At 69.3% G+C, this 22,453-nt stretch carries 20 protein-coding genes; 7 read left to right on the top strand and 13 right to left on the bottom strand.

The window, feature by feature from the left end; all coding sequences use genetic code 11:
- The first annotated feature begins 21 nt into the window (after nt 1-21).
- On the top strand, nt 22-459 hold the full coding sequence (locus GQQ92_RS03180; RefSeq protein WP_156997754.1) for a SufE family protein: 438 nt from the start codon (nt 22-24) through the stop codon (nt 457-459).
- Here GQQ92_RS03180 and GQQ92_RS03175 read toward each other — a convergent pair.
- Nucleotides 425-1,639, bottom strand: coding sequence for an alpha/beta hydrolase family protein (locus GQQ92_RS03175; RefSeq protein WP_156997753.1), 1,215 nt, complete (start codon nt 1,637-1,639; stop codon nt 425-427). The genes GQQ92_RS03180 and GQQ92_RS03175 overlap by 35 nt on opposite strands.
- Before the next feature lie 88 nt (nt 1,640-1,727).
- Here GQQ92_RS03175 and GQQ92_RS03170 point away from each other — a divergent pair, with 88 nt between their 5' ends.
- The 4 genes from GQQ92_RS03170 (at nt 1,728) to GQQ92_RS03155 (ending at nt 6,936) form a co-directional block, all read left to right on the top strand.
- Nucleotides 1,728-2,324, top strand: coding sequence for a DUF3000 domain-containing protein (locus tag GQQ92_RS03170; protein ID WP_156997752.1), 597 nt, complete (start codon nt 1,728-1,730; stop codon nt 2,322-2,324).
- A complete protein-coding gene (locus tag GQQ92_RS03165) occupies nt 2,317-3,513 on the top strand; it encodes a ribonuclease D (RefSeq protein WP_156997751.1) in 1,197 nt (398 codons plus the stop codon). The genes GQQ92_RS03170 and GQQ92_RS03165 overlap by 8 nt, the downstream gene beginning before the upstream one ends.
- 76 nt (nt 3,514-3,589) lie before the next feature.
- Nucleotides 3,590-4,798, top strand: coding sequence for a thiolase family protein (locus tag GQQ92_RS03160; protein WP_156997750.1), 1,209 nt, complete (start codon nt 3,590-3,592; stop codon nt 4,796-4,798).
- A complete protein-coding gene (locus GQQ92_RS03155; protein ID WP_156997749.1) occupies nt 4,795-6,936 on the top strand; it encodes a 3-hydroxyacyl-CoA dehydrogenase NAD-binding domain-containing protein in 2,142 nt (713 codons plus the stop codon). Before GQQ92_RS03160 ends, GQQ92_RS03155 begins: the two co-directional genes overlap by 4 nt.
- Before the next feature lie 173 nt (nt 6,937-7,109).
- On the opposite strand, the gene dxs is transcribed toward GQQ92_RS03155, so the two are convergent.
- The 5 genes from dxs to dut form a co-directional block, all read right to left on the bottom strand.
- The gene (dxs, locus tag GQQ92_RS03150) at nt 7,110-9,056 is read right to left on the bottom strand and encodes a 1-deoxy-D-xylulose-5-phosphate synthase (RefSeq protein WP_156997748.1); all 1,947 of its coding nucleotides are present in this window, start codon (nt 9,054-9,056) and stop codon (nt 7,110-7,112) included.
- Nucleotides 9,057-9,270: 214 nt separating this feature from the next.
- Nucleotides 9,271-12,081 carry an aconitate hydratase AcnA gene (gene acnA, locus GQQ92_RS03145; protein ID WP_156997747.1) on the bottom strand — a complete coding sequence of 937 codons (2,811 nt, stop codon included), beginning with the start codon at nt 12,079-12,081 and terminating at the stop codon, nt 9,271-9,273.
- A 157-nt stretch (nt 12,082-12,238) separates the two neighbouring features.
- Nucleotides 12,239-13,018 carry a DUF3159 domain-containing protein gene (locus GQQ92_RS03140; RefSeq protein WP_156997746.1) on the bottom strand — a complete coding sequence of 260 codons (780 nt, stop codon included), beginning with the start codon at nt 13,016-13,018 and terminating at the stop codon, nt 12,239-12,241.
- Nucleotides 13,019-13,020: 2 nt separating this feature from the next.
- Nucleotides 13,021-13,641, bottom strand: coding sequence for a DUF3710 domain-containing protein (locus GQQ92_RS03135; RefSeq protein ID WP_156997745.1), 621 nt, complete (start codon nt 13,639-13,641; stop codon nt 13,021-13,023).
- Entirely contained in the window at nt 13,638-14,096 is a 459-nt protein-coding gene (dut, locus tag GQQ92_RS03130; RefSeq protein WP_156997744.1) for a dUTP diphosphatase, read from the bottom strand. The genes GQQ92_RS03135 and dut overlap by 4 nt, the downstream gene beginning before the upstream one ends.
- Before the next feature lie 38 nt (nt 14,097-14,134).
- Here dut and GQQ92_RS03125 point away from each other — a divergent pair, with 38 nt between their 5' ends.
- Nucleotides 14,135-14,605: a DUF3093 domain-containing protein gene (locus GQQ92_RS03125; RefSeq protein WP_156997743.1), complete on the top strand. Its 471-nt coding sequence runs from the start codon at nt 14,135-14,137 to the stop codon at nt 14,603-14,605.
- A gap of 158 nt (nt 14,606-14,763) precedes the next feature.
- On the opposite strand, the gene GQQ92_RS03120 is transcribed toward GQQ92_RS03125, so the two are convergent.
- Complete coding sequence (locus GQQ92_RS03120; RefSeq protein ID WP_156998142.1) at nt 14,764-15,057, bottom strand: DUF4193 domain-containing protein; 294 nt, start codon at nt 15,055-15,057, stop codon at nt 14,764-14,766.
- A 191-nt stretch (nt 15,058-15,248) separates the two neighbouring features.
- On the opposite strand from GQQ92_RS03120, the gene sepH reads away from it, so the two are divergent.
- Complete coding sequence (gene sepH, locus GQQ92_RS03115; protein ID WP_156997742.1) at nt 15,249-16,319, top strand: septation protein SepH; 1,071 nt, start codon at nt 15,249-15,251, stop codon at nt 16,317-16,319.
- Nucleotides 16,320-16,367: 48 nt separating this feature from the next.
- Here sepH and GQQ92_RS03110 read toward each other — a convergent pair whose 3' ends face one another.
- From GQQ92_RS03110 to tig, 6 genes are all read right to left on the bottom strand, one after another.
- Nucleotides 16,368-17,519: a benzoate/H(+) symporter BenE family transporter gene (locus GQQ92_RS03110; RefSeq protein ID WP_156998141.1), complete on the bottom strand. Its 1,152-nt coding sequence runs from the start codon at nt 17,517-17,519 to the stop codon at nt 16,368-16,370.
- Nucleotides 17,520-17,533: 14 nt separating this feature from the next.
- Complete coding sequence (clpX, locus tag GQQ92_RS03105) at nt 17,534-18,814, bottom strand: ATP-dependent Clp protease ATP-binding subunit ClpX (protein ID WP_156997741.1); 1,281 nt, start codon at nt 18,812-18,814, stop codon at nt 17,534-17,536.
- A gap of 197 nt (nt 18,815-19,011) precedes the next feature.
- The gene (locus GQQ92_RS03100) at nt 19,012-19,695 is read right to left on the bottom strand and encodes an ATP-dependent Clp protease proteolytic subunit (protein WP_156997740.1); all 684 of its coding nucleotides are present in this window, start codon (nt 19,693-19,695) and stop codon (nt 19,012-19,014) included.
- Between the two features lie 27 nt (nt 19,696-19,722).
- Complete coding sequence (locus GQQ92_RS03095; protein ID WP_255368772.1) at nt 19,723-20,343, bottom strand: ATP-dependent Clp protease proteolytic subunit; 621 nt, start codon at nt 20,341-20,343, stop codon at nt 19,723-19,725.
- A gap of 109 nt (nt 20,344-20,452) precedes the next feature.
- The gene (locus GQQ92_RS03090) at nt 20,453-20,935 is read right to left on the bottom strand and encodes a tetratricopeptide repeat protein (RefSeq protein ID WP_156997739.1); all 483 of its coding nucleotides are present in this window, start codon (nt 20,933-20,935) and stop codon (nt 20,453-20,455) included.
- 89 nt (nt 20,936-21,024) lie between these two features.
- A complete protein-coding gene (gene tig, locus GQQ92_RS03085; protein ID WP_156997738.1) occupies nt 21,025-22,449 on the bottom strand; it encodes a trigger factor in 1,425 nt (474 codons plus the stop codon).
- Nucleotides 22,450-22,453 lie beyond the last annotated feature (4 nt).

Genomic DNA, 22,453 nt, shown 5'->3' with positions numbered 1-22,453 from the left:
CGACGGTGGGAGAATCGACCGATGGATTCCTCGACCCTGCCCACCCGCCTCGCCGAGACCCGTGACGACTTCCTCGCCCTCGGCGTCTCCGACCGCCTGCAGCTGCTGCTCGAGTTCTCGAACGAGCTGCCCTCGTTGCCCGCGGAGTACGACGAGCATCCCGACCTGCTCGAACGCGTGGTCGAGTGCCAGTCGCCGGTGTTCATCTTCGTCGAAGTGGTCGACGGCATCGCCCATCTGCACGCGACGGCCCCCGCGGAGTCGCCGACGACCCGGGGGTTCGCGTCGATCCTGGTGCAGGGCATCGACGGGCTCGCCCCTCAACAGGTGCTGGCCATCCCCGACGACTACCCGCAGACGCTCGGTCTCGGCGAGGCCGTGTCACCGCTTCGCGTCCGCGGCATGACCGCGATGCTCGCCCGGGTCAAGCGCCAGCTGCGGGAGCAGCTTCCGGCGTAGCGGCGGCGAGCCGTTCCAACGTTCCCCGGACGAGCGCCGTCCAGCGTTCGGGGTCGTGGTTGGCGAGCTTCGTGTGCCGTGCTCCGTCGAACACCTCGAAGTCGATGAGGTCGGGCCGGGCCGCCGCGAAGCGCCTCGACCCGTCGATCGGGACGAAACCGTCGTCGACGCTGTGCATGAGGAGCACGGGCGTCGAGAATTCGTCGGCCCTCGCGATCGGGTCGAGCTCGGTGACGTCCACGGGTGCGGCCAGCCCGGTGAGTCCGCCGCTCCACGGCTCGCCGAGCACATGCGCGACCGCGGAGCCGAGTCCGGAAGGGAGCCCCATCGCCCGCCCCTGGAAACGCAGGATGTCGACCCAGTCGATCGCCGGCGAGTCGAGGATCACGCCGACGAGCGACTCGCGGACCGCCTCGGACCTCAGGACGGCCTGCAGCGCGATGGCCCCGCCCATGGACCAGCCCATGACCACGATGCGCCGTGCGCCGTGCGCTCGCGCGAAGCGCACGGCGGCGACCACGTCGGCCCACTCGGTACCGCCGAGCCCGTACCTCCGGTCGGTGCTCGCGGGCGCCTCGCCGTCGTTCCGGAAGCTGATGAGCAGGCTCGTCCACCCTGCCGCGAGGGCGGGGCGCACCGCGCGCAGCCCTTCGTGGCGTTTCGCTCCCCTGCCGTGCACCTGGATGATCCATGCGTCGGACGCGGCGCCCGAGGGGCCTCCGCGCACGAGCCACGCGGGTGCCGGGCCGAGGGGCGTGCCGACGACGACGTCTTCGTAGTGCTCGGTGATCTCCCAGGGGCCGAGATGCAGCCACCCGCTCATGCGACCGGATCCTGCACGGTCGAGACGGCCGAAGTCCACCGACTCGATGCGCCGGGTGACCGCGCGGCCGTCGTCGCCGACGATTCCGCCGATGCGCGCATGGCCGGAGTCGTGGTCGAACCAGAGCCCGTAGCTCCCATGCATCCGCGTCTCGTCGGATGCCGCGAGCCGGACCTCCCTCCGAGGGAGGTCGGCCGAGAGGATGCGCACGTCGTCACGCCGGATCGGCTCGGGCGTGACGACCCTCCTCGCGAACACGACCGTCAGCACAGCGGTCGCGAGTGCGGCCGTCGCCGCGGCCGCGGCGGTGAGCGCCATCGCGCCGGCAGCCGCCGTCCATCCACCGCGTCGACCCATCGACGCCCTCCATCCGAAGCTCGAATCGGTGTCACCCGGGGCGGCGTGCCGCCGCGGCGCACCCTCGTCGAGACTCTAGTCTGCACTCGTGCCCGACTCCTCGACGCATCACCCCCCTGAGTTCGAGGCCGCACTCCAGTCTCTGCGTGCGGCATCCCCGCGAGCCGAATTGCGCGTCCAGGAGATTCCCGCACCGGGCTCGCTCGCCCCGTTCGCGGTGGCGCTCTCCGCCGATGTCACCCCGTCCCCGGGGCCGCACGGCGACGACTCGGAACTCGGCACCGGTCGATTCGTGCTGCTCTACGACCCGATGGAACCCGAGCCCTGGGGCGGTCGGTTCCGCATCGTCTGCTTCGCTCAGGCGCCGCTCGAGACCGACATCGGCCTCGATCCGTTTCTGGCGGATGTCGCCTGGTCCTGGCTCGTCGACGCCCTCGACGCTCGCGGGGCGAACTACGTGGCGGCTTCCGGCACCGCGACGAAGATCCTCTCCACCGGATTCGGGGAACTGGCCCGCCAGGGCGACGGAGCGCAGATCGAGTTGCGGGCCTCCTGGACGCCGCTCGATGCCGGCATCGCCGCGCATGTGGAAGGCTGGAGCGAACTGTTGTGCATGCTGGCAGGGCTGCCTCCTCGATCCGAGGGGGTGACCGCTCTGCCCAGACGGAGGTCCGATCGTGGATGAATTGCGGGTCATCGAGACACCCGCCGACTTCGAGGACGCCGTCCGTCGCATGGCCGACGGCGAAGGACCGATCGCCGTCGATGCGGAGCGCGCGAGCGGATTCAAGTACTCGCAGCGCGCCTACCTGATCCAGATGTACCGACGGGGAGCGGGAACGTTCCTGTTCGATCCCCCGCAGATCCCCGACTTCTCCGCGCTGGAGGCCGTCATCTCCGAGGAGGAGTGGGTGCTGCACGCCGCGAGCCAGGACCTCGCCTGCCTCCGCGAGGTGGGCCTCGATCCGGCTCGCATCTTCGACACCGAACTGGCCGCGCGCCTGCTCGGCATGCCCCGGGTCGGCCTCGCCGCCGTCGTCGAGGAACTCCTCGGCATCCATCTCGCGAAGGAGCACTCGGCCGCCGACTGGTCGACACGCCCCCTCCCTCAGCCGTGGCTCACATATGCCGCTCTCGACGTGGAACTCCTCGTCGATGTCCGCGACCGTCTCGTCGAGCGCCTGGACGAGACCGGGAAGAGCGCCCTCGCCGCCGAGGAGTTCGACGCGGTGCTCCACCGCGAGCCGAAGCCCGTCGGGCCCGAGCCCTGGCGTCGCCTCTCGGGCATCCACGGCGTCCGCTCGCCCCGCAACCTCGCCGTCGCCCGAGAGCTCTGGCTGGCGCGCGACGATCTGGCCTCCCGCACGGATGTCGCACCCGGGCGGTTGGTCCCCGATGCGTCGCTCCTCGCCGTCGTCAAGGCACTCCCCCGCACCCGCAAGGGTCTCGCCGATCTCAAGGCGTTCACCGGCCGCGCGAGCCGCACCGAGCTCGATCGGTGGTGGGTGGCCGTCGAACGCGGCCTGTCCTCCGAGGACCTGCCCGCCACGCGCGTTCCGAACGATGCTCCACCTCCCCCGCGGGCCTGGGCGATGCGCAACCCCGAGGCCGACGCGCGGCTCCGTCTCGCCAAGGCCGCCGTGACCGAGATCGCCGAGACGTTCGAGATGCCGGTCGAGAACCTGCTCACCCCCGATCACCTTCGGCGCCTCGCGTGGCATCCGCCCACGGAGCTCGACGCCGGTGCGGTCGGGGCTCAACTCGAACGGCTCGGCGCACGACGCTGGCAGATTGACGCTACGGCACAGAAGATCTCGCTCGCCTTTGTGGAGGCGTCACAAGCGGTCCTCGATGCCGAGAAGCCCGTTTCGTAGGAACCGTCAAGCGATTCAGGCCGCCTTCAGGCACGTTCGTAGGATCGAGGCATCCAGATCGAAAGTGAGCTGCAGCGTGGCACATCAAGCTGATGTCGTGTTCGTCGACGGAGTCCGTACTCCGTTCGGCAAGGCCGGCGAAAAGGGCATGTATTGGAACACCCGGGCCGACGATCTCGTCGTGAAGGCGATCGTCGGACTCCTCGAACGCAACCCGAACGTCCCGAAGGACCGCATCGACGAGGTGGCGATCGCGGCGACGACCCAGACCGGTGACCAGGGCCTCACGCTCGGCCGTACCGCGGCGATCCTCGCGGGCCTGCCGAAGACCGTTCCCGGCTTCTCGATCGACCGCATGTGCGCCGGCGCGATGACCGCCGCGGCCATGATGGCCGGGTCCATCGGATTCGGCATGTACGACCTCGCCATCGCGGGCGGCGTCGAGCACATGGGACACCACCCCATGGGCTCGGGCGTGGACCCGAACCCCCGCTTCCTCTCCGAGCGGCTCGTCGGCGAGGACGCGCTCGTCATGGGTGCGACCGCCGAGCGCATCCACGACCGGTTCCCCCAGCTCACGAAGGAACGCAGCGACCGCTTCGCGCTCGCCAGCCAGCAGAAGACGGCCGCCGCGTACGGCGCGGGCAAGATCCAGCAGGACCTCGTGCCCGTCGCCATCCGCACCGAGCAGGGCTGGGGGCTCGCCACGCAGGACGAGGTCATGCGCCCCGAGACCACGCTCGAGGGCCTCGCGGGCCTGAAGACCCCGTTCCGCCCGCACGGGCGCGTCACCGCCGGCAACGCCTCGGGACTCAACGACGGCGCCACCGCCGCCCTGCTCGCCTCCGGCGACACCGCGAAGGAACTCGGCCTCGCGCCGAAGATGAAGCTCGTCAGCTACGCCTTCGCCGGCGTCGACCCCGAGATCATGGGCATCGGCCCGATCCCCGCCACCGAGAAGGCGCTCCGCAAGGCCGGCCTGACCATCGACGACATCGACCTCTTCGAGATGAACGAGGCGTTCGCGGTGCAGGTGCTCTCGTTCCTCGACCACTACGGCATCGCCGACGACGACCCCCGCGTCAACCCCTGGGGCGGCGCGATCGCGGTCGGCCACCCGCTCGCCTCGTCGGGCGTCCGATTGATGAACCAGCTCGCCAGCCAGTTCACCGAGCGGCCCGACGTGCGCTACGGCATCACGAGCATGTGCGTCGGCCTCGGCCAGGGCGGCACCATGATCTGGGAGAACCCGAACTTCGACAAGAAGGCGAAGAAGCGCGCATGACCGACTACTCGACCATCGACTTCGACTCGCTCGTCGCCCTCGCGGGCGACGACGAGGTCGTGACGCACTCCTACGTCCGCGACATCCGCCTCCCCTCGGGCAAGATCCTCGCGCTCGTCACCCTCGACAACGGCCGCGACCACACGCGGCCCAACACGCTCGGCGCGGCCACGCTGCTCGAGTACGCGAGCACGCTCGACGCCCTCAAGGCCAGGGCCGCCGCGGGCGAGATCGACGCCGTCGCGGTGACCGGCAAGCCGTTCATCCTCGCCGCCGGCGCCGATCTGTCCAAGGTCGCCGAGATCCCCGACAAGGAGACGGCGAAGAAGTTCGTCCAGCTCGGCCACCACGCGCTCAGCAAGCTCTCCGAGGTCGGAGTGCCGTCGTTCGCCTTCACGAACGGGCTGGCCCTCGGCGGAGGCCTCGAGATCGGGCTGCACGCCGACTACCGCACGGTGGATGCATCCGCACCGGCGCTCGCGCTTCCCGAGGTCTTCCTCGGTCTGATCCCCGGCTGGGGCGGCGCGACGATCCTCCCGAACCTCATCGGCATCGAGAACGCCCTCAAGGTGATCATCGAGAACCCGCTGAAGCAGAACCGCACCATGAAGGCGCAGGACGCCTTCGATCTCGGCATCGCCGATGCGATCTTCCCGTCGGTCAGCTACCTCGAGGATTCGCTGAAGTGGGCCGACGGGGTCATCGGCGGCACCGTCAAGGTCAAGCGTCCGAACGAGCCGGGCAAGCTCGAGCGGCTCGCCAAGTGGGACATCGCGATCAAGGTCGCGCGCGACATGCTCGCCAAGCGCATCGGCACGGTGCCGCAGGCCCCGTACGCGGCGCTCGACCTCATGAAGGCCGCGAAGAGCGGCACCCGCGCCGAGGGCTTCCAGCGCGAGGACGAGGTGCTCGCCGACCTCATCGCCGGCGATCAGCTGCAGGCGTCGATCTACTCGTTCAACCTCGTGCAGAAGCGTGCGAAGCGCCCGGCCGGCGCCCCCGACAAGGCGATCGCGAAGAAGGTCACCAAGGTCGGCGTGCTCGGCGCCGGATACATGGCCAGCCAGCTCGCCCTGCTCTTCGTCCGCCGCCTGCGGGTGCCCGTCGTCATCACCGACATCGACCGGGCACGCGTCGACAAGGGCGTGGCCTACATCGCCGATGAGATCGACGCCCTGCTCGGCAAGGGCCGAATCTCCCCCGACGAGGCGAACCGTCTGAAGGCGCTCGTCACCGGCACGACCGACAAGGCCGACTTCGCCGATTGCGACTGGGTCATCGAAGCCGTCTTCGAGGAGCTCGAGATCAAGCAGGACGTCTTCGCCGAAGTCGAGCAGTTCATCTCCCCCGAGGCGGTGCTCGCCACGAACACCTCATCGCTCTCCGTGGAGCAGATCGGCGCCAAGCTCGCCCACCCCGAACGGCTCGTCGGCTTCCACTTCTTCACCCCGGTGGCGCTCATGCCGCTGATCGAGGTCGTGAAGACCTCCCGCACCGACGACGCCACGCTCTCGACGGCGATGGTGACGGCCAAGAACCTGAAGAAGAACGCCGTGATCACGGCCGACACTCCCGGGTTCGTGGTGAACCGCCTCCTCGCCGTCCTGCTCGGCGAGGCCATGAAGGCGGTCGACGAGGGAACCTCGTTCGAAACGGTCGACACCGCGATCGCGCCCCTCGGCCTGCCGATGGCGCCGTCGGTGCTGCTCGATCTCGTCGGTCTCAAGGTCGGCGCGCATGTGCTCGACACGCACCACGCGGCCTTCCCCGACCGGTTCTACCGGAGCGAGAACCTGCACCGCCTCGCCGACTACGGGAAGCTGCTCGACAAGGACGACAAGGGCAAGGTCAAGGGCTTCGACAAGGGCGCCCTGAAGATCGTCGCGGGCGGCAAGAGCCCCCGCAGCACCGACGAGATCCTCGTGGCGCTCCAAGACGGTCTCGCTCGCGAGATCAAGCTGATGCTCGACGACGAGGTGGTGGCCGCGGCCGAGGACATCGACCTCTGCATGATCCTCGGGGCCGGATTCCCGTTCCAGATGGGCGGCGTCACGCCGTACCTCGACCGGGTCGGGGCCTCGGAGCGCGTCTTCGGGTCGACGTTCCACAACCCGCCCGTCCGCGGCGTCGAGGCGTAGCACTCGATCGAAACCGAAGGGGTCGGATCTGCAGCAGGCGGATCCGACCCCTTCGGTCTGCCCGGGTCGAACGGGGCGAACACCTCGAGCGCTCGGGTATCAGCCGACCGAGACGCGCAGTCCGACGGCGCGCCGAGGAGATCTGCGGCGCGTGACGCCCGCGGGACGCGGCCTCAGTGTTCGCTGCCGGCGACGATCGTCGACGAACCGGTGTCGCTCGAGACGCCGCGCGCGTACGGCAGCTTCGAACCGAGCACCATGCCGGTGACGTCTTGGGCGATGTCCTGCGCGGTGAGGCGGGTCTTCTCCAGGATCTGGGCGCGAGACGCATGGTCGAGGAATTCGTCGGGAAGGCCGACCTCGGTCACCGCGGTGTCGACGTTCGCCTCGCGGAGGTCTTGGCGGATGCGCGTGCCGATGCCGCCCACGCGGATGCCGTCTTCGATGCAGACCACGAGGCGGTGCTCGGCCGAGAGATCCACGACGGACTTCGGGACGGGAACGACCCAGCGCGGATCGACGACCGTGGCATCGATGCCCTGCGCCGCGAGTCGCTCGGCGACGTCGAGCCCGATCCCGGCCATCGGGCCCACCGTGACGATGAGCACGTCTTTGCCTCGGCCCTCGCGCAGCACGTCGACCCCGTCGTCGGTGCGGCGGACCGCGTCATAGAACCGGCCGACGCTGCCCTTGGGGAAGCGGAGCGCCGTCGGCCCGTCGTCGACGGCGACCGCCTCGGCGAGCTCCTCCTCGAGGCGGGTCGAGTCGCGCGGTGCGGCGAGCCGGATGCCGGGCACCACCTGCAGGATCGCGAGGTCCCAGACGCCGTGGTGGCTCGGGCCGTCGGGGCCCGTCACGCCCGCGCGATCGAGCACGAAGGTCACCCCGGCTCTGTGAAGCGCGACGTCCATGAGCACCTGGTCGAACGCCCGGTTGATGAACGTGGCGTAGATCGCCACGACCGGATGCATCCCACCGAATGCGAGCCCCGCCGCGGAGGTCGCCGCGTGCTGCTCGGCGATGCCGACGTCGATGACCCGATCGGGGAATCGCTCGGCCATCTTGTGGAGCCCGGTCGGTCTCAGCATCGCGGCCGTGATGCCGACGATGCGGTCGTTCTCGGCGGCCAGCTCGACGAGCCTGTCGCCGAACACGCTCGTCCAGCTCGTGGCGCCGCTCGTCTCCAGGGACTCTCCGGTGCCCGGGTCGATCTGCCCGACCGCGTGGAACTGATCGGCGACGTCCTTCAGCGCCGGCTCGTAGCCGCGGCCCTTCTCGGTGATCGCATGCACGATGACCGGGGCGCCGTAGTTCTTGGCCTGCTCGAGGGCTTCGATCATGGCTGAGACGTCATGGCCGTGCACAGGGCCGATGTACTTGATGTCGAGGTTCGAATACAGGGCCTCGTTGTTCGAGAAGCGCGAGAGGAATCCGTGCGTGCCGCCCCGGATGCCGCGGTAGACGGCCCGGCCCGGCCCGCCGAGCTTGTCGAAGGCCCGCTGGCTGGTCAGATAGAGGTTGCGATAGCTGCGCCGTGTGCGGACGCCGTTGAGGAACCGGGCCATGCCGCCGATCGTCGGGGCGTAGGATCGGCCGTTGTCGTTCACGACGATGATCAGTCGACGGTTGTTGTCGTCGCTGATGTTGTTGAGCGCCTCCCAGGTCATGCCGCCGGTGAGAGCCCCGTCGCCCACCACCGCGACGACCGTGCGATCGCCCTGCCCGGTCATCGCGAACGCCCTCGAGATGCCGTCGGCCCACGACAGGGAGCTCGAGGCGTGCGAGCTCTCGACGATGTCGTGCTCGGACTCCGCACGCTGCGGATACCCCGCGAGGCCGCCCTGCTGTCGGAGCGTCGAGAAGTCCTGGCGACCGGTGAGGAGCTTGTGGACGTACGACTGGTGACCGGTGTCGAACACGATCGCGTCGCGCGGAGAGTCGAACACCCGATGCATCGCGACGGTCAGTTCGACCACGCCGAGGTTCGGCCCCAGGTGACCGCCCGTCTTCGCGACGTTGCGGACGAGGTGTTCGCGGATCTCGACGGCGAGTTGTTCGAGCTGCTCCTTCGAGAGCGCGTCGAGGTCGCGGGGACCTCCGATCGACTCGAGAAGCGACATCGAGACCACCTTTCGTCCATGCCTCGGAGCGGCAGGAACATCACGCCATTCTACGCGGTCGGACCGGAGCCGCTCCGCTCACGGACCGGCTGGGCCGGCGGGCGAACGGTCTCGTCGGCGGGCAGGGCGCAGCGAGACGCCGCTGAGACGGCGAACGCCCGTTCGCCGACCGGAAGGCTCCGGGCCGGGCGAACGGGCGCTCTCGTGCGATCGCTCAGACGAGCGAGCGCAGGACGTACTGGAGGATGCCGCCGTTGCGGTAGTACTCGGCCTCACCCGGCGTGTCGATGCGGACGACCGCGTCGAACTCGACGACCTGCTTGCCCTCGGGCGAGTGCTCGCTGGGTGCCGCGACGACGTGCACGGTCTTCGGGGTGACGCCGTCGTTCAGCGCTTCGAGGCCGGAGATCGACACGACCTCGGTGCCGTCGAGACCGAGCGAGGACCAGCTCTCACCGGCCGGGAACTGGAGCGGCACGACGCCCATGCCGATGAGGTTCGAACGGTGGATGCGCTCGAAGCTCTCGGTGATGACGGCCTTGACGCCGAGCAGGCTCGTGCCCTTCGCCGCCCAGTCGCGCGAGGAACCGGAACCGTACTCCTTGCCGCCGAAGATGACGAGCGGAGTGCCTTCGGCCTGGTAGTTCTGGCTGGCGTCGTAGATGAACGACTGAGGCGCATCGGGCTTCGTGAAGTCGCGCGTGAAGCCGCCCTCGACGCCGTCGAGGAGCTGGTTCTTCAGACGGATGTTCGCGAAGGTGCCGCGGATCATGACCTCGTGGTTGCCGCGACGGGAGCCGTAGGAGTTGAAGTCCTTGCGCTCGACGCCGTGCTCTGCGAGGTACCGCCCAGCGGGGCTGTCGGCCTTGATGTTGCCGGCGGGCGAGATGTGGTCGGTCGTGACCGAGTCCCCCAGCTTGGCGAGCACGCGTGCGCCCGAGATGTCGGCGACCGGCGTCGTCTCCATCGTCATGCCGTCGAAGTACGGCGGCTTGCGGACGTAGGTGGACGCCTCGTTCCATTCGAACGTCGACCCCGTGGGCGTGTCGAGACCGCGCCAGCGCTCGTCGCCCTCGAACACGCTCGCGTACTGCGTGACGAACATGTCGGTGTTGATCGACGTGTCGATGGTGTGCTGCACCTCGGCGGCGTCGGGCCAGATGTCCTTCAGGAACACGTCGTTGCCGTCGTGGTCGGTGCCGAGGGCATCGGCCTCGAAGTCGAAGTTCATCGAACCGGCGAGGGCGTACGCGATCACCAGAGGCGGGCTCGCGAGGTAGTTCATCTTGACGTCGGGGTTGATGCGGCCCTCGAAGTTGCGGTTGCCGGAGAGCACCGCGGTGACGGCGAGGTCGGAGTCGTTGACCGCGGCCGAGATCTCGTCGAGGAGCGGACCGGAGTTTCCGATGCACGTGGTGCAGCCGTAGCCGACGGTGTAGAAGCCCAGAGCCTCGAGGTCGTCGGTCAGCCCGGCCTTCTCGTAGTAGTCGGTGACGACCTTCGACCCGGGGGCCAGCGTGGTCTTGACCCACGGCTTCGCCTTGAGGCCCTTCTTCGCCGCGTTTCGGGCGAGGAGGCCGGCGGCGAGCATCACCGACGGGTTCGACGTGTTGGTGCACGACGTGATGGCGGCGATCGCCACGGCACCGTGGTCGAGCACGAAGTTCTCGCCGGACGCGAGCGTGACGTCGGTCGGCTTCGACACGGTCGCGGGCGCGTGGCTGCGGTGCGTGTGGAGGTGCTGGGAGTACTCGTCTTCGGGCGAGTTGCCGGGGGCGTCGGACGCCGGGAACGACTCCGAGCCCTCGAGGTCGACCAGATCGTGCTCGACCGTGGCGTAGTCGAGCAGCGCGCTCTCGAACGCCGACTTCGAATCGGAGAGCTCGATGCGGTCCTGCGGGCGCTTGGGTCCGGCGATCGAGGGGACGACCGTCGCGAGGTCGAGCTCCATGTACTCGCTGAAGACCGGCTCGTTGTCGGCATCGTGCCAGAGCTTCTGCACCTTGGCGTACGACTCGACGAGGGCGAGCTGCTGCTCGCTCCGGCCGGTCAGGCGGAGGTAGTCGATGGTCACGTCGTCGATGGGGAACATCGCGGCGGTGGACCCGAACTCGGGGCTCATGTTGCCGATGGTCGCGCGGTTCGCAAGCGGGACCGAGGCCACGCCGGAGCCGTAGAACTCCACGAACTTGCCGACCACGCCGTGCTTGCGGAGCATGTCGGTGATGGTGAGGACGACGTCGGTCGCCGTCACGCCGGTCGGGATCGCGCCCGAGAGCTTGAAGCCGACCACCTTGGGGATCAGCATCGAGACGGGCTGGCCGAGCATCGCCGCTTCGGCCTCGATGCCGCCGACGCCCCAGCCGAGCACGCCCAGCCCGTTGACCATGGTCGTGTGCGAGTCGGTGCCGACGCAGGTGTCGGGGTATGCGCGCAGCACGCCGTCGACGCTGCGGTCGTAGATGACCTTCGCGAGGTGCTCGATGTTGACCTGGTGAACGATGCCGGTGCCCGGCGGCACGACCTTGAAGTCGTCGAATGCGGTCTGTCCCCAGCGGAGGAACTGGTAGCGCTCGCCGTTGCGCTCGTACTCGATCTCGACGTTGCGCTCGAGGGCGTTCTCGGTGCCGAAGAGGTCGGCGATGACGGAGTGGTCGATGACCATCTCGGCCGGCGAGAGCGGATTGATCTTGTCGGGGTCGCCGCCGAGCGCCACGACCGCCTCGCGCATGGTCGCGAGGTCGACGATGCACGGGACGCCGGTGAAGTCCTGCATGACCACGCGGGCCGGCGTGAACTGGATCTCGGTGTCGGGATCGGCCGTGGGAACCCAGGAGCCGAGCGCCTCGATCTGCTGCTTGGTGACGTTCGCGCCGTCTTCGGTGCGAAGCAGGTTCTCGAGCAGCACCTTCAGGCTGAACGGAAGCTTCTCATGGCCGGGAACCGTGTCCAGCCGATAGATCTCGTACGAGGTGTCGCCGACTCGGAGCGTGTCCTTCGCCCCAAAACTGTTCACTGCAGACACGATGTCCTCTCCTTCGCGGGTGCCGCGCGAACGCACGCGCAACACTCCATCTTCGCCGCTGGGCACAGGACCGATCCAGCAAGGGTTACCTAAGCGGTCCGTCGTCCGATCGGCTCCGCACTGCCGCGGAATTTATCTTGACGTCGAGATAACTCTATCACTCGGCGGAACGAGGCGCAGACGGGTAGACGGCCCTCACGACGAGCCAGGTGAAGACGAGCACGAGCGCGTAGAGCGGCACGCCCATGAGCAGGCGGGACACGCCGAGGGCGGCGACGTTGTCGACGAGGTACAGCGGAACCTGGACGAGGAGGCGTGCCGCGAACAGGCCGATCCAGACGAGCGTGAGGAACTGGGCGACCCGCATCTTGCGACGATCGCTCCGCCACGCGGTGCCGTCGCCCATCAGGAAGCCGACGATCACTCCGATCGCGGGCCAGCGGATCAGCATCGAGACGAGCAGGGCGATCACGTAGGCCGCGTTCGTGAAGAAGCCGAGGACGTAGTTGTCGCGTGCGTCACCGGACCACAGCGAGAGCGCGGCCGAGGCGATGACGCCGATGAGGCCGGCGATCGCCTGCGTGGGCTGGCCCTTGGTCGCGATGCGCACGACCGTGAAGACCACGGCGAGACCCACGGATGCCGCGAGGGAGGGCACGAGTGCGGTCTGCGTCGGCCAGGCCGCGACGCTCGTGAGCAGCGCGTAGGACACGAGGAACACGAGTCCGGGCAGGAGCGCCTCGAGCACGCCGCGCACGCCGCCGACCGCCCGGAGCAGATCGTGGCCGCTCAGCTTCTCGTCGCGCGCGAGGGCGCCCAGTCCGCTCTTCTCCGCGGCCGCCGCGAACTGGCGGGCGAACTCGTTCGGGCTCGCGTCGTCGTTCGAGGCATCCGCGCTCTCGTCGCCCTCGGGACGTGGTTGCGGGGGGCGTGCCATGCTCACGCGGTGGGCGACCCGGCCGAGGCCGTGGGCATGCGCAGCGGGATGAGGTCGCGCGGCGGCATCGGGGTGGTGCCGCGCACCACGACGATCGAGCGGAAGAGGTCTTCGATCTTCGCGGCCGCCGTGGGGTCGACCGCCGCCTCTCCGGCGATCACCCCGCGCAGGAACCAGCGCGGGCCGTCGACGCCGATGAATCGCGCGAGCCGCTGGTGGCCGGTCTGGCCCTCGGCGGCCGCGACGGGGATCTGCGCCAGGACCTCGGGGCCGAAGACGCCCTCGCGGACGGTCGTCGTGCCGCCCTGACGCGCGATCTGGTCGGCGATCTGCGCCCGGATCTCGTGCCAGAGCCCGCTCTTGCGCGGAGCGGCGAACGGCTGCACCTGCAGCGTCGAGTTCGCGTAGTCGAGGCCGATCGCGACGACGCGCTTGGTGCCCTCCTCGACCTCGAGGCGCACGTGCAGGCCCTCGCGCGGCAGCACCTTCACCCCGCCGAGATCGACGTACGGGCGAACGGGGTTCGCCTCGGACTCGTCGAAGGGGCCGGCCTCGGCGCGGTCCTCGGGTGCGGACTTGGGCTGGTCGACGGGGACGTCGTCGATGTTCTCGATATCGCTCACGCGTTCACTCCTGACTTGTGCTCACCGAAACCGGTGGAGCCGAATCCCCCCTCGCCGCGCTGGCTCCCGGGGAGCCGCTCGACCTCGATGAACCGAGCACGGCTCACCGGCATGACCACGAGTTGGGCGATGCGATCGCCCGCCTCGATCGTGTGCGCCGCACCCGAGTCGGTGTTCAGCAGCGCGACCTTGATCTCGCCGCGGTAGCCCGCATCGATGGTGCCCGGTGCATTGACGATCGTGATGCCGTGCTTGAACGCGAGCCCCGAGCGCGGCACGACGAAGCCGACGTAGCCGTCGGGCAGCGCGATCGCGACCCCGGTGGCCACGGTCGCCCGCTGCCCGGGCTCGAGCACCACGGATTCGGCGGCGTGCAGGTCGGCCCCGGCATCGCCGGGGTGGGCGTACGAGGGGACGCGGTCAGCGGTGATGAGCACCTCGACGGAATCGGTCACCGTTCGAGGGTAGTGCAGAAGTCTGATCGAATAGAGCCATGCCCGACTACCGTGAACGCCTGTGGCCCAGCGCATGGATCTACATCGCACCCCTCCTGCTGATCCCGGCCAGCATCCTCACGCTGGCGCCGGTCTCGCTCCCCGCGGGCATCGTGACCGGCGTCATCCTCTACGGCGCGACCGCAGGCGCCCTGACGATCACGTCTCCGACGATCGAGATCGGCGACGGGATGCTGCGCGCGGGGCGCGCCGAGATCGCCGTCGAGCACACCGGCCACGCCGTCGCGTCCTTCGACGCCGACGCGCGCGCCGAAACCGGAGTACGCCTCGACGCGCGGGCCTACCTCGTGATCCGCGGGTGGGTGAAGCCCGTCGTGCGCATCCCGATCGTCGACGCGGACGACCCGGTTCCGTACTGGCTCGTCTCGAGCCGCCGTGCGAGCGAGCTGGCCGCGGCGGTCGACGCGGCGCGGCTGGGCTCCACCGGGGCGGGCGCCGACCGTCCGTAGCGGCCGCACGTCCGCGGCACCGGCAGGCGTGATGGCCAGCGCCGACGAGGGGCCGGCCCCGGAATCACGAAGACCCCCGGCCTTCGATGCGGGACTCGCCCGCACCGACCCGGAGGTCTTCGTCTGCATCGCCCGTGGCCTCGCCACGGCGATCATGCCTAAGCCGCGCACTCCAGGCAGATCGGACCGAGCTTGGACTCGTGGTCGATCTGCGAACGGTGCTTCACGAGGAAGCAGCTCACACACGTGAATTCGTCAGCCTGCGGGGGCAGCACGACGACGTCGAGTTCGACGTCCGAGAGGTCGGCACCGGGCAGGTCGAACCCACCGGGGTTGTCGGCGTCTTCGACATCCACAACACCCGACATCTTGTCGGGCACGCGCTCCTTGAGGGCCTCGATCGACTCGGAGTCGTCCTCGGTCTTCCGTGGTGCGTCGTAATCCGTTGCCATTCCCATCCATTTCGTCAGCGCCGAAGATTCGGCGGCCATAGTCTGCATCAAAACGCAGCCATTGGCAAACCATTCGAGCTGGTCTACCATTTGCCCCTCTCAACTTGCGGCGCGCCCGGAGTATTCCCCGGGCGGATGCGGCGGACGTGGCATCCTTGGGCGGAGACAGAGGCACGGAAGGGCTTGTCGAGATGCAGGAACTCAAAGTAATCGGAGTCGAGAACGGCGCACTGCTGGCCGCGTCCGACGATGGCGCGCGTTTCCGGATCGAGATCGACGAGGTGCTGCAGTCCCGCATCCGTCAGGCGCAGCCCGACGCGCACGCCGGCCCGAAACCCTCACCGCGCGAGATCCAGTCGCTCATCCGCTCCGGGTTGTCGTCCGAGGATGTCGCGCAGGTCACCGGCGCCTCGGTGGACTACGTGCGCCGTTTCGAGGGCCCGGTCGTCGCCGAGCGCGAGCACGTGGTGACGAGTGCGTTGGCCGTCCCCGTGCACGCGGTCGTCGACATCGAGGGCGACGAGCCCGTCACGTTCGGCCTGGCGATCCGCGACCGGCTCGCGAAGCTCGGGGCCGAGGGCGAGCGCTGGGCGAGCTGGAAGGACGACGAGCGCGGGTGGATCGTGAAGCTCGAGTTCACCGCCGACGCCATCGACCACGACGCGCGATGGGGCTTCGAGCCGCGCAAGCAGTCGCTGCAGCCGCTGAACTCCGAGGCCACGACGCTCTCGCAGCAGGGCGAGTTGAAGGGCGGCCTCATGCCGCGCCTGCGTGCCGTCGGACCCGACTCGGAGGAGTCGCGATTCGACAGCGGGGCCTTCACCTTCGAGGAGCCGACCGACGCGATCGCCGACACGGCGCCGCATCTCGAACCGCTCCCCTACGCCCGGTCGACGCCGCCGGTCTCGAGCCCGGCCGTGTCTCGCGCCGCGATCAAGCGGGCGGACGAGCCGGCCCAGGCCATGGGCGAGACCGCCGACCTGCTCGAGGCGCTGCGTCGCCGGCGCGGTGAACGCGAAGCCTCCGCCGCCGAACCCGAGCAGCCCGAGCTGACGTTGCCCGACATGATCGAGGACCAGTCCCCCGCGGCCGAGCACGAGTCTCGCGAGGAACCCGCGTCGAACCCTTCGCGCTCCCTCTGGGGCGGTAAGGCCTCCGCGAATCCGAGCTCGACGAACCGGGCGCCGAAGAAGGGCCGCGCGTCGATGCCGAGCTGGGACGAGATCGTCTTCGGCGCACGCACCGACGACGACCTCGCCTGACCCGACGCGGAGTCGTCAGGAACGCGTGCCGCGCGCGGCATCCGCTCCTCAGCTGCTCGGAGCCCGCGCACGCAGCCAGACGAGCATGAGGCCGCCGACGACGAGACCCCAGAACGCGGACCCGATGCCGGCGACCGCGATGCCGGACGCGGTGACCAGGAAGGTGCTGATCGCCGCGATCCGCGACGACGGCTCCTCGAGCGACCCCGTGATCGAGGTGACGAGCGCGCCGAGCAACGCCAGCCCCGCGACCGCGGTGATGATGATCGGCGGCGACGCGTGCACGATCGCGGCGGCGAGTCCCGCACCGACGCCGAGGACGAGGTACGAGACGCCGGCCGCCACCGTTGCCGTCCAGCGCCGCTTCGGATCGGGGTTCGACTCGGGCCCCGCCATGATCGCGGCGGTGATCGCCGCGAGGTTGATCGCGTGGCCCCCGAAGAACGCGGATGCGATGGACGCGGCCCCCGACGTGACGAGCACCGGTCTGGGCGGCACGTCGTAGCCGAACGTCTTCATGACGGCGAATCCGGGCACGTTCTGTCCGGCCATCGTGACCACGAAGAGCGGCAGCCCGAGCCCGACGATCACGGCCGGATCGAAGATCGGCGGCACGAACTGCAACGAGGGTGCTGCGGATGCCTCGAGCACCGTCGGTCCGGCGAGGATCGCGATGCCGATCACCGCGACCGCCATGGCGGCCGGGACCGCCCATCGCGGGGCGAGTCGGGCGAGCACCAGCCAGGCCAGCACCATCGGGATCGCGATCGCGGGCTGCTCGACGGCGGCGGTGACCGGCGCGATGCAGATCGGGAACAGGATGCCGGCGAGCATGGCGCCTGCGATGGGCTTGGGGATCGACGTGATGAGGCGCCCGAACGCGGGCCAGAGACCGGCGATGACGATGAGCGCTCCGCAGACGAGGAATGCCCCGACGGCGGCGCCGAACTGCTGGGTGGTGGCCGCCGCGGACACGAGCAGCGCGGCACCCGGCGTCGACCAGGCGAACGAGACGGGGATGCGCAGCGCGATCGGCAGCGCGATGCAGGTGATGCCGGTGGCCAGGCAGAGGGCGAACAGACCCGACGCCGCCTGTGCGTCGCTCGCCCCGACGGCGGCGAATCCGGCGATGACGAGCGCGAATGAGCTCGCGAACCCCGTGATTGCGGCGATGACGCCCGCGACGATCGAATGGAAGATGGCCGTGCGCGGGGTCAGGCGGACTTCTCGGCGCGACGCGCCTTGGCGTGCGGCACGATCGTCGGCGCTGCGTTGTCGAGCACGGCCGCCTTGGTGACCACGACGCGTGCGACGCCCGTGGACGAGGGCACCTCGAACATGATCGGCCCGAGGACCTCCTCCATGATGGCGCGCAGTCCGCGCGCCCCCGTCTGACGGAGGACCGCGAGGTCGGCGATCGCCTCCAGCGCCGCCTCTTCGAAGTCGAGTTCGACGCCGTCGAGCTCGAACATGCGCTGGTACTGCTTGACGAGCGCGTTCTTCGGCTCGGTGAGGATCTCCATGAGCGCCTCGCGGTCGAGCGGCGTCACCGTCGCGACGACGGGCAGACGACCGATGAACTCGGGGATGAGGCCGAACTTGTGGAGGTCTTCGGGGAGCACCTCGCTGAAGAGCTGCGCGTCGCTCTCCTTGTTGTGCAGCGGAGCACCGAACCCGATGCCGCGCTTGCCCGCGCGGGAGGAGATGATGCTCTCGAGGCCCGAGAACGCGCCCGCGACGATGAAGAGCACGTTCGTCGTGTCGATCTGGATGAACTCCTGATGCGGGTGCTTGCGACCGCCCTGCGGCGGCACCGAGGCCACCGTGCCCTCGAGGATCTTCAGGAGCGCCTGCTGCACGCCCTCGCCTGAGACGTCGCGCGTGATCGACGGATTCTCGGCCTTGCGGGCGATCTTGTCGACCTCGTCGATGTAGATGATGCCGGTCTCGGCGCGCTTGACGTCGTAGTCGGCGGCCTGGATCAGCTTGAGGAGGATGTTCTCGACGTCTTCGCCGACGTAGCCCGCCTCGGTGAGCGCGGTGGCGTCGGCGACCGCGAACGGTACGTTGAGCTGCTTGGCGAGGGTCTGCGCGAGATAGGTCTTGCCGCAGCCGGTCGGGCCGATGAGCAGGATGTTCGACTTCGCGATCTCGACGTCGTCGCCGGCGCGATCGGCGGTGGTGAGCGTCGCCTTGGCACGGACCCGCTTGTAGTGGTTGTAGACGGCGACCGCGAGCGCCTTCTTCGCGGCGTCCTGACCGATGACGTACTCCTCGAGGAAGGCGAAGATCTCTTTCGGCTTCGGGAGCTCGAACTCGCCGGCCGGGGCCTCGCCGGCCTCGGCGAGGCGCTCCTCGATGATCTCGTTGCAGAGCTCGACGCACTCGTCGCAGATGTAGACGCCGGGTCCGGCGATGAGCTGCTGGACCTGCTTCTGGCTCTTTCCGCAGAACGAGCACTTGAGCAGATCGGCGCTCTCTCCGATGCGTGCCATCGAACCCTCCCTGTCGACGAGTCTGTTCCGAGCCTAGCCCGAGATCGGCGTGCAGCGGCCAGACTCGCCCGGATCCGCCGCGCGTCGGTTCGCGCCGGGCGAACGCACGGTCCGGTTTCACACCGGCTCGGTCGGATGCCCGGACACGACGGATGCCCCGGCGCTCTCGCCGGGGCATCCGTCGGTCGTCGCGACCGTCAGCTCGTGATGGCGGGAAGCGTCTTGCGCGAGGTCAGGACCTGGTCGATGAGGCCGTACTCGAGCGCCTCCTGGGCGGAGAGGATCTTGTCGCGGTCGATGTCGACGTTGACCTGCTCGGGAGTGCGGTTCGAGTGGCGCGAGAGCGTCGACTCGAGCCACGAACGCATGCGCAGGATCTCGGCGGCCTGGATCTCGATGTCGGATGCCTGGCCGTGGCCGGCCTCGCCCATCGCGGGCTGGTGGATCAGCACGCGGGCGTTCGGCAGCGCCAGACGCTTGCCCGGCGTGCCGGCCGCAGCAAGCACCGCCGCCGCGGAGGCAGCCTGGCCGAGCACGACCGTCATGACCTCCGGGCGGATGTACTGCATCGTGTCGTAGATCGCCGTCATGGCCGTGAACGAGCCGCCGGGCGAGTTGATGTACATGATGATGTCGCGGTCGGGGTCCATCGACTCGAGCACCAGGAGCTGGGCCATGATGTCGTCGGCCGACGCGTCGTCGACCTGGACGCCGAGGAAGATGATGCGGTCCTCGAACAGCTTGGCGTACGGATCCTGACGCTTGTAGCCGTAGGCCGTGCGCTCCTCGAAGCTCGGCAGGATGTACCGCGAACCCGGCGCCTGGACGCCGGTGAATGCGGTTCCACCGGAAGCGGGGCCACCGAAGGTAGGTACTGACATTCGCTCGTTCTCTCTTCTCTCGGGTGCCTACGCCTGGGTTCCGCCGCCGCCGGCGACGTCGAGCGCGGATTCGCGGATGTGGTCGACGAAGCCGTACTCGAGCGCCTCCTGCGCCGTGAACCAGCGGTCGCGGTCGCCGTCGGCGTTGATCTGCTCGACCGACTTGCCGGTCTGCGCGGCGGTGATCTCGGCGAGCCGGTTCTTCATCGAGACGATGAGCTGCGCCTGGGTCTGGATGTCGCTCGCCGTGCCGCCGAAGCCGCCGTGCGGCTGGTGCAGGAGCACGCGGGCGTTCGGCGTGATGTACCGCTTGCCCTTGGTGCCCGCGGTGAGGAGCAGCTGGCCCATCGAGGCGGCCATGCCGATGCCGACGGTCACGATGTCGTTCGGCACGAACTGCATGGTGTCGTAGATGGCCATGCCGGCCGTGATGGAGCCGCCGGGCGAGTTGACGTAGAGGTAGATGTCCTTCTTCGGGTCTTCGGCGGCGAGCAGCAGCAGCTTCGCCGCGATCTCGTTGGCGTTCTCGTCACGCACCTCGGACCCGAGCCAGATGATGCGGTCCTTCAGCAGTCGATCGAAAACTCCGGTGCCGGGTGTCGCTTCGGCCATGTGTCGCTCCTTCTGCGTTGTCGCGTTGTGTCGAATCTATCCGGTGCAACACGCACGGAAGCGGCTGTTCGCCCTCGGCGGATGCCGCGTCGCACCGGGTTCGCCCACAGCGGACCGATCGAGGCGCGTGCTCGCCGCCGGAGCGTCAGCCGGCCAGCTCGCGCGCGTAGTTCGTCACCGAGCGCGTGTACCGCCGCAGGTGCGGCGCGAGCGCGAGCAGCGCGACCGAGGTCGCCTGCCCGGCCCGTCCGGAGCTCGCGAGGGCGAGCGCGAGGAAAGCCGCGACCTCGTCGCGGAAGTCTGCGTCGGGGTGCTCGCGGAGCTCCGCCTCGAGGATCCCGATCGCACGATCGACCTCGCCGAGATTGCGGATGCTGCTGGCGAGCTGGATCACGGCCTGCGGGCGGTGCTCGTCGTCGAGTCCGAGCCGGAGCGCGCGCTCGTAGAGCGGGACGGCCTCATCGGGGCGTCCGCCGGAGTCTCGCGCGCCGGCCCGTTCGAATTCGGCGCGCGCATCGTCCGTGCCTCGCTCGGCCGCGATCGCGTCGATCGCGTCGATGAGCCCGACCTCGTCCATGCCGGAGGCGTGCTCCCAGACGGCGGCGATGCGCCGCTCCCAGTCGTCCATGACGGCGTTCCCTTCTCTTCATGCCGCACCGGCGGAACGACGCAGGGCCGGACGGTCTCCCGTCCGGCCCTGCGTGCGCGTTCGCCCGCTTACTCGGCGTCGGCCTTCTTCGGCGCGCGCTTGCGGGCCGGCTTCTTCTCCTCGGCGGGAGCTTCGGCCTCCTCGGCCGCGGGGGCCTCGGCCTCGTCGGCGGCGGGCGCCTCGGCGGCGGCCGTCTCGTCGCCCTCGTCGTCGCCGACCACGGCGGTGAACTCGGAGAGGTCGACGGCGTTGCCGGAGGCATCCGTCACCTTCGCCTTGCCGAGTGCGATCGCGAGGGCCTTGTTGCGTGCAACCTCGCCCACCATGGCGGGGATCTGGCCCTGCTGGCTCAGGATCTGCACGAACTCGTTGGGGTCCATGCCGTACTGCGCCGCACCCTGCACGAGGTACTGCGAGAGCTCCTCCTGGCTGACCTTGACCTGCTCGGCCTCGGCGATCGCGTCGAGCACGATCTGGGTCTGGAACGCCTTCGTGCTGGCCTCGGTGACCTCGGCGCGGTGCTCGTCGTCCTCGAGGCGGTTCTCGCCCTCGAGGTGTCGGTGCACCTCGTCCTGGATGACGCTGTCGGCGACGGGGACCTCGACGAGCTCGAGGAGCTTCTCGACGAGCAGGTCGCGAGCCTGCGAACCCTGCCCGAAGGACTTGTTGCGGGCGACCTGCTCGGTCAGGCTCGCGGTGAGCTCGTCGAGCGTGTCGAACTCGCTCGCGATCTGGGCGAAGTCGTCGTCGGCCTCGGGCAGCTCGCGCTCCTTGACGGCGCCGACCGTGACGGTGATCTCGGCCGTCTGGCCCTCGTGCTCGCCGCCGAGCAGCTTCGAGGCGAAGGTGGTGGTCTCGCCCGCGGTGAGCGAGTCGAGCGCCTCGTCGATGCCCTCGAGCAGTTCGCCGGAGCCGAGCTCGTAGGAGATGCCGTTGGCGGTGTCGACCTCGACGCCCTCGATCGTGGCCACGAGGTCGAGCGTCACGAAGTCGCCCTTGGCGGCGGGACGGTCGACCGTCACGAGCGTGCCGAAGCGGGTGCGAAGACGCTCGAGCTCTTCGGTGACCTCGTCGTCGCCGACCTCGACCGAGTCGACCGTGAGCTCGAGGCCCTCGTAGGCGGGGAGTTCGATCTCGGGACGCACGTCGACCTCGATCGCGAGGAGGAGGTCGCCCGAGAAGTCCTTGTCGCTGGGCCACTCGACGATGTCGGCCTCGGGCCGGCCGAGCGGACGCAGCTCGTGCTCGGTGACCGCGGCGCGGAAGAACCCGTCGAGACCCTCGTTGACGGCGTGCTCGAGCACGGCGCCCTTGCCGACGCGCTGGTCGATGATGGGCGGCGGCACCTTGCCCTTGCGGAAGCCGGGCACGTTGACCTGCTCGGCGATGTGCTCGTACGCGTGGGCGATGCTGGGCTTCAGCTCCTCGGGCGTCACCGAGATGGTGAGCTTGGCGCGAGTGGGGCTCAGCTTCTCAACCGAAGTGGTCGGCATGTGA

The sequence above is a fragment of the Agromyces terreus genome (assembly GCF_009749465.1).
Classification (GTDB): Bacteria; Actinomycetota; Actinomycetes; order Actinomycetales; family Microbacteriaceae; genus Agromyces; species Agromyces terreus.
The sequence above is the reverse complement of the archived record's forward strand: the minus strand, read 5'-3'. Positions and strand labels throughout refer to the sequence as shown.